At 36.2% G+C, this 15,231-nt stretch carries 15 protein-coding genes and 2 tRNA genes; 8 read left to right on the top strand and 9 right to left on the bottom strand.

The genetic code is table 11. From position 1 onward, the window contains the following. The first annotated feature begins 18 nt into the window (after positions 1 to 18). Entirely contained in the window at positions 19 to 990 is a 972-nt protein-coding gene (locus tag ACZLXV_RS00745; RefSeq protein WP_022223905.1) for a hypothetical protein, read from the top strand. A gap of 125 nt (positions 991 to 1,115) precedes the next feature. Beyond that, positions 1,116 to 1,877 (top strand): SDR family NAD(P)-dependent oxidoreductase, encoded by a 762-nt coding sequence (locus tag ACZLXV_RS00740; protein WP_482382198.1) that lies wholly within the window; start codon positions 1,116 to 1,118, stop codon positions 1,875 to 1,877. An 11-nt stretch (positions 1,878 to 1,888) separates the two neighbouring features. Here the strand turns inward: ACZLXV_RS00740 and ACZLXV_RS00735 are convergent, their stop codons facing one another. The 8 genes from ACZLXV_RS00735 to ACZLXV_RS00700 form a co-directional block, all read right to left on the bottom strand. Continuing rightward, positions 1,889 to 2,764, bottom strand: a complete 876-nt coding sequence (locus ACZLXV_RS00735) for a C39 family peptidase (RefSeq protein ID WP_482382197.1) — start codon at positions 2,762 to 2,764, stop codon at positions 1,889 to 1,891. 200 nt (positions 2,765 to 2,964) lie between these two features. Continuing rightward, positions 2,965 to 4,038, bottom strand: coding sequence for a vancomycin resistance histidine kinase VanS (vanS, locus tag ACZLXV_RS00730; RefSeq protein ID WP_482382196.1), 1,074 nt, complete (start codon positions 4,036 to 4,038; stop codon positions 2,965 to 2,967). Positions 4,039 to 4,061: 23 nt separating this feature from the next. Continuing rightward, positions 4,062 to 4,760, bottom strand: a complete 699-nt coding sequence (vanR, locus tag ACZLXV_RS00725) for a VanR-ABDEGLN family response regulator transcription factor (RefSeq protein WP_482382195.1) — start codon at positions 4,758 to 4,760, stop codon at positions 4,062 to 4,064. Between the two features lie 208 nt (positions 4,761 to 4,968). Then, positions 4,969 to 5,931 carry a carbohydrate kinase family protein gene (locus tag ACZLXV_RS00720; protein WP_482382194.1) on the bottom strand — a complete coding sequence of 321 codons (963 nt, stop codon included), beginning with the start codon at positions 5,929 to 5,931 and terminating at the stop codon, positions 4,969 to 4,971. After that, entirely contained in the window at positions 5,915 to 7,279 is a 1,365-nt protein-coding gene (locus ACZLXV_RS00715) for an MFS transporter (RefSeq protein WP_482382193.1), read from the bottom strand. The genes ACZLXV_RS00720 and ACZLXV_RS00715 overlap by 17 nt, the downstream gene beginning before the upstream one ends. A 15-nt stretch (positions 7,280 to 7,294) precedes the next feature. Beyond that, positions 7,295 to 7,690: a VOC family protein gene (locus ACZLXV_RS00710; RefSeq protein WP_482382192.1), complete on the bottom strand. Its 396-nt coding sequence runs from the start codon at positions 7,688 to 7,690 to the stop codon at positions 7,295 to 7,297. Positions 7,691 to 7,699: 9 nt separating this feature from the next. Beyond that, complete coding sequence (locus tag ACZLXV_RS00705; protein ID WP_482382191.1) at positions 7,700 to 8,728, bottom strand: zinc-dependent alcohol dehydrogenase; 1,029 nt, start codon at positions 8,726 to 8,728, stop codon at positions 7,700 to 7,702. Positions 8,729 to 8,964: 236 nt separating this feature from the next. Beyond that, a complete protein-coding gene (locus ACZLXV_RS00700; protein WP_482382190.1) occupies positions 8,965 to 10,089 on the bottom strand; it encodes an ROK family transcriptional regulator in 1,125 nt (374 codons plus the stop codon). Between the two features lie 171 nt (positions 10,090 to 10,260). Here ACZLXV_RS00700 and ACZLXV_RS00695 point away from each other — a divergent pair, with 171 nt between their 5' ends. The 6 genes from ACZLXV_RS00695 to ACZLXV_RS00670 all read left to right on the top strand — a co-directional run bounded on the left by ACZLXV_RS00695 (position 10,261) and on the right by ACZLXV_RS00670 (position 15,020). Next, entirely contained in the window at positions 10,261 to 10,455 is a 195-nt protein-coding gene (locus tag ACZLXV_RS00695; protein ID WP_482382189.1) for an ATP-binding cassette domain-containing protein, read from the top strand. Continuing rightward, on the top strand, positions 10,439 to 10,582 hold the full coding sequence (locus tag ACZLXV_RS00690) for a hypothetical protein (RefSeq protein WP_482382188.1): 144 nt from the start codon (positions 10,439 to 10,441) through the stop codon (positions 10,580 to 10,582). Before ACZLXV_RS00695 ends, ACZLXV_RS00690 begins: the two co-directional genes overlap by 17 nt. A 65-nt stretch (positions 10,583 to 10,647) precedes the next feature. Further along, positions 10,648 to 10,720, top strand: a tRNA-Lys gene (locus tag ACZLXV_RS00685). 164 nt (positions 10,721 to 10,884) lie between these two features. Further along, positions 10,885 to 11,775 (top strand): YitT family protein, encoded by an 891-nt coding sequence (locus tag ACZLXV_RS00680; RefSeq protein WP_482382187.1) that lies wholly within the window; start codon positions 10,885 to 10,887, stop codon positions 11,773 to 11,775. Positions 11,776 to 11,892: 117 nt separating this feature from the next. After that, positions 11,893 to 12,807: a cation efflux transmembrane domain-containing protein gene (locus ACZLXV_RS00675; RefSeq protein WP_482382186.1), complete on the top strand. Its 915-nt coding sequence runs from the start codon at positions 11,893 to 11,895 to the stop codon at positions 12,805 to 12,807. Positions 12,808 to 12,830: 23 nt separating this feature from the next. Beyond that, positions 12,831 to 15,020: an ATP-binding protein gene (locus ACZLXV_RS00670; protein ID WP_482382185.1), complete on the top strand. Its 2,190-nt coding sequence runs from the start codon at positions 12,831 to 12,833 to the stop codon at positions 15,018 to 15,020. Between the two features lie 63 nt (positions 15,021 to 15,083). Here the strand turns inward: ACZLXV_RS00670 and ACZLXV_RS00665 are convergent. Then, positions 15,084 to 15,156 (bottom strand) — tRNA-Lys (locus ACZLXV_RS00665). Positions 15,157 to 15,231: the final 75 nt, after the last annotated feature.

Here is a 15,231-nt window from a genome sequence, read left to right as displayed (position 1 = left end):
AAAACGGGAGGGAAAGTTATGAGATACAATAAAAAAATTTTAATGGTTGCGACAACTGCATTATTTACGGTGGGATGCATTGGTCTGATAGGAGCGATGAAGTACCAAAATATAAAGACCGAGGCATCAGATATTAAAGCAAACGATGTGGCAAAAGTAGGAGTTGATGCGTCAAGTGAAAGTATGGAGGGGGAAACTCCTTCAGAGGGCGAGAAAAAAATGACGAAGGAGGTCGTGGAAGAATATTCTTATAAGGGATATGAAATTTCGTTCATAAGGTATAAAGACGCAAAAACTGGAAAGTATCTTTCTGATGCTGAAAAGTCAAGTGATTATGGTTATAAAAGAACTTTCAGAGAAATTATTGATGAATCAGAAAACAGCGGCTGGAATTATATGTTAAAGGAACTCAAGGGAAAGAAAAACAAGATAACAGCGGAAATTGACTGGAAGAGAGATGAAGATAAAATTGTAAACGGAAAATTTTATGGGGACCTTATCAGAGAAAGCCGTATAGTTTTTAAAGCACCGATTATATTTGATGATGACAGCATTATACAGATGGGGATTATGGCATCTTTTGACACTGTAGCAGAAAGCGGAGATTATCTGTGGGGATGTAAATCGCAGAGTACAGACCTTACTGAGTATTGTGGACAGTGGGGAGATGCATATAATGAACATAATATAAAGAATGTTAAGGGGAAATTGAAAAAATATGAGGCTGCTTATAAGAATAAAAAAGAAGCCGATAAGTATTTGGAGATGGCTAAAGATAAGATAAAAAAGGAAATGAAAGATGTATATGGTATAAATATTGTTAAGGAAACAAAAGATGATGATACTTATGAAAAATATAATATGTGGAAGCAGGATATGTTGCAGGGATGTGTTACTCTTTTTGGCAAGACAGATGATGGTCATACCGTGGATGTCCAATATGATTTGATAGGAGATTATGTGGTATCATGGCATCATAAATATTGGTAATAAGAACAATTATACATATTGATGGCTGAAAGATAGCAGTTGACTATAGTGTAATCGGTGCTTATATTAATTATTAGAAATAAGGGAACTAATTAACGATTTGGATTAAAATGGAGACATATAATATGAAATATGCACTTATTACAGGTGGTACAAGCGGTATAGGGTTTGCTATGGCAGGGGAATTTCTTGATAGAGGTTATGGAGTGATTCTTGCTTCTTCAAGCAGAAAAAATCTTGCCATAGCAAAAAGAAAACTTGAAGTTAAGAAGTCGAAAATTGTGAAAAGCACAAAGCAGATAATCATTGTCGAACAGGATTTGAGTATATCAGGTGGAGCAGAAAAACTGTATCATAAGGTGAAAGCTTTGGGGACAGATGTTGAAATTGTTGTCAATAATGCAGGCTTTGGTCTGTTAGGTGGGACAGAAAGTATAAATATAAATGATGATAAAAAAATGATACAGTTAAATGTAACTACACCGGTTTGTCTTTGCAAATTGTTTCTTCGTGATATGTATGAAAATGGCAGGGGGAAAATTCTCAATGTGGCTTCGACAGGTGCTTTTCAGCCGGGACCTTATACGTCCACATATTTTGCAAGCAAATCATTTCTGTACAGCTACAGCAGAGCAATAAGGCAGGAAGCGGCGGCAAGAGGTGTGATTGTAAGTACATTGTGTCCGGGAACGACCAGAACAAAGTTTTTTGAAAAGGCAGGTCAAAAGACACCGATATGGGCAATGTCGGCAGAGAAAACGGCAAAAATTGCGGTTGATGGACTGATGCGGAACAGGGGCATAATAGTGCCCGGAGTTATAAATAATATTTTAAGAATTGTGCCTTCCGGCGTAAAGATGTATTTTGTGGAGATGTTAAAGAAATAAAAAAATGGGCATCAGCTTTTGCTGAATGCCCATAAATTTTTTATCTGTTTTTCGAGTGTCTCATAACTCCAAATTTTACTGCGTGAGCGGCTGTTTGGGTCATTTACTTTTATCTGTCCGTTTTCTGTTTTGGTAAGTACAATAAAATGTCCTGCTGTTGTAAAGTCTCCGGGTCTCATGCTGCATATTATAGGTTCGTTGTTTTCAAGATGTGAAAATATGCTGTTTTTGCTCAGTGGGATTTCAATGCCTGTTATACCAAATGAAGATACACCCTCGGTCATTATATTCCATGAAGTTCCCGTTCCTTCTATATAATAACCGTTTTTCTCGGCAAATTTTGCGACTTTGTAGGGTGTAATGTTTCTGTTGTCTGTAAGTCCTGATATTACCATTGAAAGGCAGGTTGGAGCACAGCCGGATATTCCAATGTCGGAATTTCCGTAGGATGCATAGCCCCAGCGTTTATCCCACTGAATAAGGAGAGGGATACTTTCTGAAAGTTCTTTTTCGGTGATGTCTCCATGTGATTTGTTGTCTGCATTAGGATACCCCTTTACAAAGTCTATCATTTCAGGCGTGTTGCAAAGAGAAACAAGCAGACTTTTAGGGTAATCAGAGATATTTTTATAAATGGTTTTAAATTCAGGATATTTTTGTGATAGTGAATAAAGTTTATTTTTTACCTCATGGTCGTTTAGTTTTTCAGGTGTTGCGGCTTTGTATTTTGTAGTCAAATCACTGCTTGAATTAAATACGGTATATACAATATCGGATGCGGTGCTTATGATTTTTGGTGCCAGCCAAAATACGGTTAAAAATAAAAGTATTGCGAGTGTAAATTTTTGAAATCTTCTTTTTCTTTTTTTGTATTTTTTTGTGTTCATAAATGCTACCTCCCAGTACAATGAAAATTAAATCTTTGGTCAATGTATCAATTATTCGTTGTACTAAATACACTGTTGTAACGTGTTACGTTGTACTGGTATTATTTTAGAACAAATGAAAATATATTGTTTTAAGAAAAACATAAGCAAAACTTACAATATTCTTGCATTTAGTATAAAAATATAGATAAAAGTGATTTCTAATTATTAAAAACAATCTCAAAAGTTATACTTTCCTCTTCACTTTTTGCATTTATTTGTCCGCCGTGAAGTTCAACAATCTCTTTTGCAATAGCTAGTCCAAGTCCGGCACCGCCGGTTGATGAGGTTCTTGAAGAGTCAAGCCTGAAAAATTGTTCAAATATGCGGTCAAGTTTTTCAGGTGAAATTGTCTTGCCGTGATTTTTAAAGAGAATATGTATATTGTTATTCTCAATTGTGAGTGTACAGGTGATTTTTGTGTGTTCATAGCTGTAATTTATTGCGTTGCGGATAAGATTGTCAAATACCCGTGACAGTTTATCGGGGTCACACATAAAGTATATATCGGGTGTGATTTCGAGAGTCCAGCTGAGGTTGTGTTCTGACAAAACAGGAATAAATTCATTGCATATCTGCTCAAGCATACGGCTCAGATTGACTTTTTCAATATCAAGTTCAATGCTTGTGAGATTGAAACGTGTAATATCAAAAAATTCATTTATTAAATCTTCAAGACGTTCTGCTTTGCTAAGTGCTATAGAAGTATACTTTTCTCGTGTGTTGTCAGGAATATCAGGTTCATCATTTAATAGCGTAAGATATCCGATAACGCTTGTGAGCGGTGTTTTAAGGTCGTGTGCAAGATAGACTATCAGGTCGTTTTTTCGCTGCTCTGCTTCTTTTGCAAGCATTGAATTATGAATTGCATTTTCTCTTACGGAATTAAGTTCATCCTGAATGGATTTTAAATCTTCTGACAGAACTATTGGCTGTTCGGTTTGCATAGTAAGTTTTTTTGAAGCATATAAAATTTCATTGATGTAGCGTGTCCATTTTACAAGAAAAGATAAAGTGACAATAAACCATGTTGCGAAACAAAGAAAACCGCCGATAAACCATTTGTGCGTGTCTATAAATTTAAGCAGGATATATTCGGGGTCATCGGGATACCATATTCTTCTTGAACATATGGCAGCAGCCGAAATAAATATAACAAATACAAGGAAGATAAATCCGATTACGGTAAGCATATAACGCCTGATAAGTTTTTTGGTAAGACTGTTGTTTTTCATGTGACACCTCTGTTTGTAATAGTTTAGTTCTCAATCTTATACCCGACACCCCATACAGTTTTTACATATTTGGGTTTCCTTGCGGGTTCATGCATTTTTTCACGCAGTCTCGCAATATGCGTCATAACAGTATTGTTGCTGTCCATATATTTTTCTTTCCAGACAGCTTCAAAAAGTTCTTCGGAGGATACGACATTTCCGTTATGTTCACATAGATACCAGAGAATATCAAATTCAAGAGGTGTAAGTGAAAGCTCTTTGTCATTCAAAAATACCCGGTGGCTGCTTTTTGAGATGTTTAAACCTCGTATGTTGTATTCATCGGCAGCAAAGTTTTCGGCATCAGCTTTGTTATAACGTGTATAACGGCGAAGCTGTGTTTTAACTCTGACGGCGAGTTCAAGTGGGTTGAATGGTTTGCATATATAATCATCAGCACCGAGCGTCAGCCCTGTTATTTTGTCGGCATCTTCTGTTTTTGCAGTCAGCATGATGATTGGAAAGAAATGTTCTTTTCGTATCTGTTTACATAGTGAGAAGCCGTCAATATCAGGCAGCATAACATCGAGTATTGCTAAGTCGAGTTTTTCGTGCATTGCGCATTCGAGTGCGTCTTTTGCGTTGTAAAATTTAAAAACATTGAAACCGTCATTTTCGAGATATATCTGAACGAGGTCTGCAATATCTTTTTCATCATCGACAATCATTATATTTGTACTCATTTATTGTTCCTCCGAAAGTGCTTAATTTAAGTACATATTAGCATTTGGATATATCCGTGTCAAAGGCAGGGATAATTTTGGGTTAGCGTTATTTAGATTGGCATTAGAAGTAACAAAATGTCAATAATTTTTTAAGCACATTTTCCTGAAAATGGACAAAAAATAGAGCATATAGATTTTATCCATATGCTTTGCTTTCATATATTCATTATTTCTGCATAAATTCAAACACTGCTTCTTTCGTCGGAATCGCAGGAATTCCACCTCTCTTTTGCACACACAATCCGGCAACTGCATTTCCTAAAATAGCACACTTTCTGATTTCTTCCCATTTTATGTTTTCAACAGTCTTATTCATAGAAAGGATACCGCATAATACGCCTCCCCAGAATGAATCACCTGCTCCAGTCGTGTCGACCGCATGTGTCTGAAATGCTTTGATGATTTCTTTTCTGTTTTTTGTTGCCATAAGAACACCATGTTCTCCCAATGTAACGGCAACCAGCTTCGGTCCCATGGCAAGGAGTTGGTCTGCAGCCTGCTCATAACTTTTGACCCCTGTCAACAGAATACTCTCTTCATCCGATATCTTCATTACATCTACCAGTTCTATGACAGATTTCATTTTTTTCACGGCATACTCTTTGCTCTTCCAAAGAGATGGGCGGTAATTTGGATCATAGGAAACAAGTACACCCGCTGCTTTTGCTATTTTTACCGCTTCGATTGTTGTGCTTTCTGCCGGTTCATCTGTCAGCGATAACGAGCCAAAATGAAAAACTCTACATCTGGAAATTAATGTCTGATCAAGTTCTTCTTTTTTTAACTGTGTATCTGCACCCGGCTTTCTTGCAAAAGAAAAATTCCGTTCTCCATTTTCACCGATTTCCACAAATGCAAGCGTTGTAAAATAATCTGGATCTTCGACAATAGCATCTGTATTGATTCCTTCATTTTGTAATGTCTTCTTTAAAAATTTACCATGCATATCGTTTCCAACTTTTCCAATAAAAGATGTGCGATACCCAAAGTGGCTTGCAACTGTCAGGAGATTTGCCGGAGCACCGCCGGGATTCTGTTCAAACAGTTTCCTGCCATCCTGGCTGTGTCCTGCTTCAGTAAAATCAATTAGCAATTCTCCCAATGCTACAATATCAACCTTTTCTTCCATGTTTTAGTTCCTCCACAATCTCGTTATAACGTTTTTTATTTAACCGATAGAAAAATAATACAACTGCCGTCACAATCCAGAGTATACCTGGAATTGTCGTAAATGCATGTTTCATAATAGAAAGTACAGTTGTATTTTGTGTCTGATTTGCAACATAACCATATTTTCCAAGTAATCCTGCCAAAAGTGATGTTCCAACTGCCATTCCGATTTTATTTCCAAGTGAAATAAATGCATACTGAAAACCGTCATTTCTAAGTCCGGTTTTCCACTCACCATATTCCACACAGTCTGGAATAATTGCATAGATTGCGGTATTAAATCCGGAGAATAAAAACTGTGTGAGACCTGATAATGCATAAAAAATTACTGGTGATTCTTTGACATTAAAGAAAAACATAGTCAGCATGGAAATTCCTGTAAATAGAGCAAAGAGAGATGCCGTTCTTCCTTTGTTATTTAACTTTCGGAATACTGGTTGAAAACATGCTGCTCCGATGATAGAAGGAATAATGATACACATGGAATAAGTAGTATAATAAGAGGCATTTCCTTCTACATATGTAAAATAATACAGAATATCTGCATTTCTTCCATACAATGTGAGTCCAAATAATATCTGTCCTACTAATGCTAAAAGATATGGTCTGTTCTGCATGACTGCTTTTATCTGAACTTTCACAGAAATTTTTTTCTTTTCCGGAGTGATAACTGCTTCTTTTGTCTTCGCAAAACAGAAAAGATGACAGACTGTAAATATACATCCATATATGATTGCAACAGTCAAATATCCTGTCTTTGCACTGTGGCTGCCGAATTTACTAATCATCGGAACAGTGATAATATTTAACACACCAATCGCTATCATCGCTGCAACTGAACGGGATGTATTTATTTTTGCACGTTCATCAATATCTTGTGTCATAGCACCACACAAGGTTCCATATGGAATATTCACACAGGTATACCCAAGAACCAGCAGACAGTAGGTAATTACCATATACATGATCTTTCCGTTCTGAGGCCAGTCAGGTCTTGCCCAAAATGTCATGACAAGAAGAACAGCTGTGATTGGTGCCGCTACTAACAGCCATGGACGGTACCTTCCCCATCTCGATTTTGTTTTATCCGTAAGTCCCCCGACGATTGGATCATTGATTGCATCCCAGAATCTTGAAAAAAGCATAAGTGCTGACACTGCTGCCATACTGATTCCAAACACATCTGTATAAAATATCATCAGAAAGTTACTGACGAACATCCAGCTGAAATTACATCCAACATCACCAAAACCATATGCTATTTTACTAATCAGCGGCACTTTTCCATTTATGTTTTTGCTTTCCATATGTCCCTCCTGTTCTTACCAGAGCTTCTGACAAAACTCTATTCTTTCTTCATTTGGTCCCTTAATCATAAAAAATTTCACACCATTTTCCCAAAATGGCAGCTCTTCGATTCCGTCTGTAATAACAGTGTATTTTTCATTACAGATTTTCTGATACATACTTTCAATGTCTTCCACATCAAGTGCAACATGCTGGTATGCACCATCTGACATCGCCGCCTGCCCATTTTCAAATGTCTCTATGCAATAATTTTTTATCTGTAAAAATGCTACTTTCTCCTCTGCTTTTTCATTATAAGTCTGCATAATTACTTCAAATCCAAGGCTTTTATAAAATTCAACAGTTTTCTGTAAATCGTTTGTCGGAAGCCCGACATGGGCAACTCCGACAATTCCATATTTATTTTCCATATACGCTCCTTACTTTTCACTGACATTGATAATTACTTTCATAGTTGTCTCGCGATTGTCATCAATATATTGATATGCCTTTAAATAATCTTTAAAATCAAATGTTTTTGATATTAGTGGTCTCAAATTAACCTTTCCTTCATTCACCAGTCTGATTCCGTCTATATAATCATCATGGCGGTACATCATCGTGCTCTTAATGTCAAGTTCGTGGTCATTTGCCACCGCAAGATCTACTTCTGCCATTCCAGCAAAAACAGCCACCAATACGATTGTACTTCCTTTTCTTGCATATTTGATTGCCTGTCCCATTGTGATATTATTTCCAGCACAGTCGTAAATTACATCGGCTTTATCTGGTCCAAATGCCTCTATCATCGCTTCACCGAAATCTTTATTTTTGGTATTCACGCACACATCAATTCCACATTCTTCTGCCTTTGCCAATCGAAGATCACTGATATCTGTAATCATCACTTTTGCTGCACCCATTCCTTTTGCTGCCTGTGCTACAAGATTTCCGATTGGTCCTGCTCCAAGGACTGCAATATTCATGCCAGATACATCGCCCATCTGTTTTACACCATGAACTGCCACAGCAAGCGGTTCGATCATAGCTCCTTCTTCATAGGACATATCTTCTGGAATAGGTGTTACTTTAGATGCATCCACTGCAAAATACTCAGATGCTGTTCCTGTCGTTTGAAATCCCATTACTTTTAATTCCTCACAGAGATTATACTTTCCATGACGGCATGGATAGCAGTGTCCACAATATACCTGTGGCTCTATCGTCACCTTCTGTCCAACATGAAACTCTGTGACACCTTTTCCAAGTTCTGTGATTTCACCGGAAACCTCATGTCCCTGTGTTACCGGATATTTTGTAAAAGGATGTTTCCCATGATAAACATGAATATCTGATCCACAAATACCAATATTCATAATTTTTACCAATACCTGGTTTTCTTTTACCTCCGGAACCGGAACCTCTCTGAAAATAATTTCTCCTGGATTTGTCATTACCTGCTGTAACATAATAGTTTCCTCCTTTTTTATTTATATTGTTTTGTTTCGTCTTTTATAAAACGTTTTATTAAAGTGATTATATCATCTTCCTGTAAACCTGTTTTGTCAATATATTTTTTTGATATTCTTACATATTTCACAATTTTCGGATGAATTTTTTGTGCATTTTTCACAATTAACACAAAAAATGGAAAGGAAACTGTAGTTACGGTTTCCTTTCCATTTTTTACTATAATATATTTTATTTACAGTTCTACCATATGTTCTGTAAAAAAGTATTTCGCAGCTCCAACGGCCGATGCTTCTTTCTTGTATGAACAATTTTTTAAATATGAAACATCATGTTCAAAGCCATTATATCCCATCACTTTTTCTCCCAGTGGTATCATATAATCTGACAGTATACCTCCCACATCACCTCCCAGTATTATATCCATATCATATGCCATCCGTAGATTTGATATCAAAACAGCAAGATGATCCAGATATTCATTCCATATCTGCAAAGATTTTTCATCACCACTTTCAATTTTTTCCATAAATGCGTCCAGTGACTGTTTGTTATCTTCTGTCAGTACACTTGCAGCACAATATGCATCTGCACATCCTGATTTACCACAATAACAATTTCTTCCACCGGGGACAAGTATCATGTGCCCAAACTCTCCAGCCTTCTGGTTCTGCCCTCGAAACAGTTTTCCATCTATGCAGAATGCACCTCCTAAGGTGTGATTTAAAGAAAGATATATCGCATTAGGATATTTTTGCTTTTTTTCTGCAAGCATTGCAGCGTTAGCATCATTTTCAAAATATACAGGCATTTCCAAAGCCTGCTCTAAAAAGCGCAGACTATAATTCTCTATGCCTAAAGCATGGGATTTTAGAACAATCCGTTCTTTCTGGTCGATAATTCCGGGAACCGCCACTCCAATTCCAAGCAGCGTATCCTTCGCTGATTCGCCTTCAAGAAAAGCTTTGACCTTTTGTGACACCTTTGTACAATAGGATAATTCTGACGTAAATTTTAAACGGATGCGATCCTTTTTTATAATCTCATCTCCAAGATTTACTAATACCACTTCTATGTGATTCGCTGTAATCAAAATCCCAATTGCATGACAGTATGACTTATTAATGCCTATACTTTTTGCCTTCCGTCCACCAGTTGAAGCATATTCTCCGGTTTCTTCCAACACCATTTTTTCTAACAAGTCATTCACATTTGCCAACACGGTCGGCATACTCAAGTTTAACTCTTTTGCGAGTTCCGCCTTGGATGTAACAGGATTGTTTAGCACATAATTAATTATTTTTTTTCTTGCTATATTTCTTTTATCTTTATTTTTCGTTTTCTTATCCTCTTTTATCAAATATTTTATAAAAGAATTATATGCTTTTTTATTCTTCTTGTAAAGTGGTGTATATAAAAAAGTCGATTTGCTTAAAAAGGGTGAAGATTAAAAAGTCAGTGATATTGTAGAAAGGGCGTTGAACATGAAAGTAGAAGTAAAAAATTTTACAAAAAAATAAAGGGAAATATAGTGCTTGAGAATATAAATTATACTTTTGAAGGAAACAAAGTATACGGACTACATGGAAGAAACGGAAGTGGAAAGACGATGCTTTTAAGGGGGATATGTGGACTTATACTTCCGACAGAGGGATGTATAGCTGTTGATGGGGAGGTGATTGGGAAAGACATAGAGTTTTCCCAAAAGTGTGGGTATAATAATTGAACATATGAGTATGGTTGAGGATATGACCGGATTTGATAATCTGAAAGCTCTTGCAAAGATAAATAATATTGTTTCAGATGATGAGATAATAGAGATAGAAAACGGAAAAATTGTAAAAAACAGTTGACACATAAAAAACAGTGTGATATAGTAATATCGTTGTCGCAAGACAGCAAGATTATTATATTGTATGCGCTTCTAGCTCAGTTGGCAGAGCACCTGACTCTTAATCAGGGTGTCCAGGGTTCGAACCCCTGGAGGCGCACTGAAAGTCCTCGTTTGGCAGTTAAGTCTGTTGGGTAGGGACTTTTTTTTGTCCCTTTTTTATGGTAAATTTAAGGTATGAATTAACATAAAAAAAGTGTTGATACTATATGAGAAGATTATTTTCGGGCGTACAGATTAAATTGCTCAGAAATGAGGTGCATTATGGGAATTGTTATAACTCACAGACAGATGGAGTTTTGGAAGAGAAATATTACTGCGGTTTTTGGGATGTTAGTTTTTTCGATTGGTATAAATTTGTTCGTTGTGCCTGCTGATTTGTATAATGGCGGAGTGCTTGGTGTGAGTCAGATTATAAGAACGATTTTTGTGAAATATCTTCATCTTTTTTCAGGAAGTACGGATATTGCAGGTATTATCAATATGATACTTAATATACCGCTTTTTATTCTGGCATATTTTTCGATAAGCAAAAACTTTTTTGCAAGAACTCTTGTATGCGTTTTGAGCCAGACATTTTTCCTGAGTATTGTTCCTATACCGCCACAGCCGATTGTTGCAGACGCACTTTCAGCAAGTATTATAGGCGGAATATTTGGCGGCGCAGGAATTGGAATTGCTTTGAGAGCAGGCGGTTCAAGCGGAGGAATGGATATTGTCGGGATGTTCTTTACAAAGAAATTTAAAGGATTTTCAGTTGGAAAGATTTCGCTTATGCTCAATGCAGTAGTTTATGGAATATGTGCAGTTTTGTTTGGAGTTCAGACTGCTATTTACTGTATAATTTATTCCGCTGTAAGTATGCTTGTCACTGACCGCACACATACCCAGAATATAAATGCAGAAGTTATTATATTTACCAAAAAAGAGCCTGTGGAGATAATGGACTATATTGTAAATCAGTTTAAACGTGATGCGACATGGTGGGAAGCTAAGGGCGGTTATACGGAAGAAAAGACATATATGACGATAGTGGTTTTGTCGAAATATGAATGTGCACAGCTTAGAAGAGAGATAAAGCAGATTGATGAACATGCTTTTGTTGTTGAGAAAGATGGTCTTAATATTATGGGACGATTTGAAAAGCATCTGTAATTTGTAATAAGATTTAAAAGTATCTGCAGACAAAGATTGTGCTGAAAATGAAAACAGCTTTTATTGCATCTCTTTATAAAGTTACTGAAAAATGAAGAAAAAGAGGGAGGCTCCGGCGTGGGAGAAAAGGAAAAGAATAAAAATAAAATGAGATATGAAAAGATAATTATGAATATCTCTTTAATAGGAAGTATTTTGTTTATGCTGTCAGAGGGATTTATGGCATATTACACAAAATCACATTCTTTGTTGATGGATTGTATTTTTGATGTTACGGATTTAATCATGATAGGACCGTTTATGGTGCTGGTTCCCCTTTTGTATAAGCCTGTGACAGAGAAAAGACCTTATGGATTTTCACAGGTGGAATCACTTTTCGTTGTCATTAAATATAGTGTTTTGCTGGTTATTACTGTTCAGCTTGTGTGGGATAATATGTATACCATCTTTCATGGCGGCCGCCATGTGGATGGTGGAAGTATTGCATTTTTTGAGCTTGCAGTTTGTCTGGGATGTCTTATTATTTATCTCTTAATGCATTATTTTAGCAAAAAATATGCATCTCTAACTATTCAGGCAGAAATATATATATGGAAACTTGATGTTATATCAAGTTTTGGTGTTGCAGTTGCCTTTTTTATTCAGATTATTGTAAATAAAACGAAATTTGCATGGATCGCACGTTATATTGATCCGGTTGTTGCTATTGTAATGGCGTGTTTTTTACTTATAGAGCCGGTGAAAATGATTTTTTCAAATCTAAAAAATCTGGTGCTTTTTGCTCCTGAACAGGATATAATGGACAATATAAGAATTGCAGCAGAAAAACATATGGATAAGGTGTATTGTGATATTGAATTTTTGGATGTTATCCAGACGGGTCGAAAAACGTGGGTAGAGATATATTTTAAAAGTCACAATGATATTATAAATACAAAAATTTTGCTGCAGCTTCGTAATGAAATCAGGGAGGAACTCAGGAAAGAGTTTGATCAGGTATATGTTGAACTTATTCCAAGCCTGCCTGATTAAATTGACATAGAGGAGTGAGGAATATGGGAAGAATATTATCTTACATAATGTTTGGCTTTTTTGTATGTACGACAATAATATCCGTAAGTGTTTTACGTAGTAAAGAAAAATTAAAGATGAATGATATTCTGTTTGCTCTTGTCTGTATAGGAAGCTCTATATGGAGTTTTTGTTTTGGGTTTGTGTGGGTTCAGGAAAGTCCTCTTATAGCGTATTACTGGAGATGTACAGGTATGGTTGGCACATTTATGTATATGATATGTGCGATTCTTGTTATTGCCGGATGGTGTGGTCGGAATCTGTGGTGGGTAAAGATGATAGAAATATTTCCGTTTTCTGCAATAATATTATATCCTTTTTTAATGCAAAAGGAGAATACGATATATCACAAGTCGGCAATAGGAATGACATATTTGTTTACACCGAGCATATGGAACACCTTGTATGATGTATATTGTATCGGATGTGCTGTCGGTTTGTTTGTGCTAAGTGGATATATGATGAAAAAAGGCGAAAGAAAATGGGAAAGAATTACGGGAATAAGACTTGTTTTTTGTGAATGTGTAATCGTTGCGGGCATGCTTCTTGATACAATTGTGCCAATGTTTGGAGTGAGTGCATTTCCGGGAAGTACGTTATCTCAGTTCTTTGGAGCACTTTTGGTATACAGGGTTTACCTTTTTGTAAATAAGAATCAGGTGAAGCTTGAGAATGTATCTGAATTTATATATTACTCAGTGAAACTTCCGATGATTATATATGATGACAGCAGACATTTAAAAATAGCGAATAAAAGTGCTATAGATTTTTTGAGGCTTTCGCCGTATGATTATGAGAAAGTGACACTGAGGGAATTGTTTGAGATAGATGAAGAAAAATTGAGATATGGTGGATATTCAAACAAACTTGATGTAAAATGCAGGGCAAATGATGCACATTGCCGACTTGATATAAATAGAATAGGCGATGAATATGGCGAGACGATGGGATATATCATAATTATTGATGATCTTACTGATAAAATCAGAACTATTGAAGAACTTGAAGCAGCAAAGAGAAGTGCAGATAATGCTAATAAGGCAAAATCTGCATTTCTTGCACAGATGAGCCATGAGATAAGAACACCTCTTAATACCGTACTCGGTATGAATGAAATGATTTCGAGGGAGACAGTATCGGAGCAGATACAGAGTTATTCGTCTTATATTAAAGATGCCGGAAAAACACTTCTTGGAATTATAAATGATATCCTCGATTTGTCAAAACTTGATGCCGGCAAGACCAGCATAATTAACGAGGATTATAATCTTAAATTTGTTGTAAATGACATTATAAATTTGGTTTCGCTAAAAATTAAAGAAAAGGGACTTAGGTTTAAACTTGATTTGTCAAGGGATATGCCAATGTTTTTGCACGGTGATGCACTGCGTATAAAACAGATAATTATAAATATTATGAACAATGCTGTTAAATATACACAGAAAGGTTCTATTACTCTTGAGGTGGAATGGGACAAAATTGATTTGGAAAATATTATGCTTATTTTTAGGGTTACGGATACGGGACGTGGAATCAAAAAAGAGGACATCGGTAAGATATTTTCACCATTTGAAAGAGTTGATGAGCAGGAAAACCATACGATAGAGGGAAACGGACTTGGTCTTTCTATTACAAGAAAGCTTGTCAATCTTATGAATGGTAAGATAAATGTCAGCAGTGTGTTTGGAGAAGGTTCGGTTTTTGAAGTGCAAATTCCACAAAGCATTGTCTGCAGTAAAAACAGGGAGGAAGATGATTTATCAAAAACGGAAAGTGAAACATATCATATTAAAGCACCGAATGCCCATATTCTTGTTGTTGATGATGTTGAGACAAACAGAATTGTGGTAAGAGAATTGCTTCGTGTTACACATATCAATGTAGAGCTTGCAGAAAGTGGCGAAAAGTGTCTTGAACTTATGAAACAGAAAAAGTATGATATGGTATTTCTTGACCATATGATGCCGGGGATGGACGGAATAGAAACTTTGCAACGGCTTAAAAAGATGGATGCGTCATTAAATAAGGATACGCCGATTATAGTCATGACTGCAAATGCCGTGACAGGAGCAAAGCGGATGTATCTTGCGGAGGGATTTGATGATTATATTTCAAAGCCTTTGGGATATGTGGAGTTGGAGAATATAATTAAGAAATATATTGATATTATATAAAAAGCGGAAAACAAAAAAAGAAGATATTGCAAAAGTAATATCTTCTTTTTGTATAAATATAAGTGCGCCTCCAGGGGTTCGAACCCTGGACACCCTGATTAAGAGTCAGGTGCTCTGCCAACTGAGCTAGAAGCGCATAGCATGTCTTTTAGCGACAACAGTTAAATTATATCAGAGTATTTTGGAGAATGCAAGTGTTTTTTGAAAAAAT

Source organism: Butyribacter sp., from assembly GCF_056818865.1.
The sequence above is the reverse complement of the archived record's forward strand: the minus strand, read 5'-3'. Positions and strand labels throughout refer to the sequence as shown.

Coding starts and splice junctions, on each gene's coding strand:
- ACZLXV_RS00745 (WP_022223905.1), top strand. CDS start 19: ATGAGATACAATAAAAAAATTTTAATGGTTGCGACAACTGCATTATTT.
- ACZLXV_RS00740 (WP_482382198.1), top strand. CDS start 1,116: ATGAAATATGCACTTATTACAGGTGGTACAAGCGGTATAGGGTTTGCT.
- ACZLXV_RS00735 (WP_482382197.1), bottom strand. CDS start 2,764: ATGAACACAAAAAAATACAAAAAAAGAAAAAGAAGATTTCAAAAATTT.
- vanS (WP_482382196.1), bottom strand. CDS start 4,038: ATGAAAAACAACAGTCTTACCAAAAAACTTATCAGGCGTTATATGCTT.
- vanR (WP_482382195.1), bottom strand. CDS start 4,760: ATGAGTACAAATATAATGATTGTCGATGATGAAAAAGATATTGCAGAC.
- ACZLXV_RS00720 (WP_482382194.1), bottom strand. CDS start 5,931: ATGGAAGAAAAGGTTGATATTGTAGCATTGGGAGAATTGCTAATTGAT.
- ACZLXV_RS00715 (WP_482382193.1), bottom strand. CDS start 7,279: ATGGAAAGCAAAAACATAAATGGAAAAGTGCCGCTGATTAGTAAAATA.
- ACZLXV_RS00710 (WP_482382192.1), bottom strand. CDS start 7,690: ATGGAAAATAAATATGGAATTGTCGGAGTTGCCCATGTCGGGCTTCCG.
- ACZLXV_RS00705 (WP_482382191.1), bottom strand. CDS start 8,728: ATGTTACAGCAGGTAATGACAAATCCAGGAGAAATTATTTTCAGAGAG.
- ACZLXV_RS00680 (WP_482382187.1), top strand. CDS start 10,885: ATGGGAATTGTTATAACTCACAGACAGATGGAGTTTTGGAAGAGAAAT.
- ACZLXV_RS00670 (WP_482382185.1), top strand. CDS start 12,831: ATGGGAAGAATATTATCTTACATAATGTTTGGCTTTTTTGTATGTACG.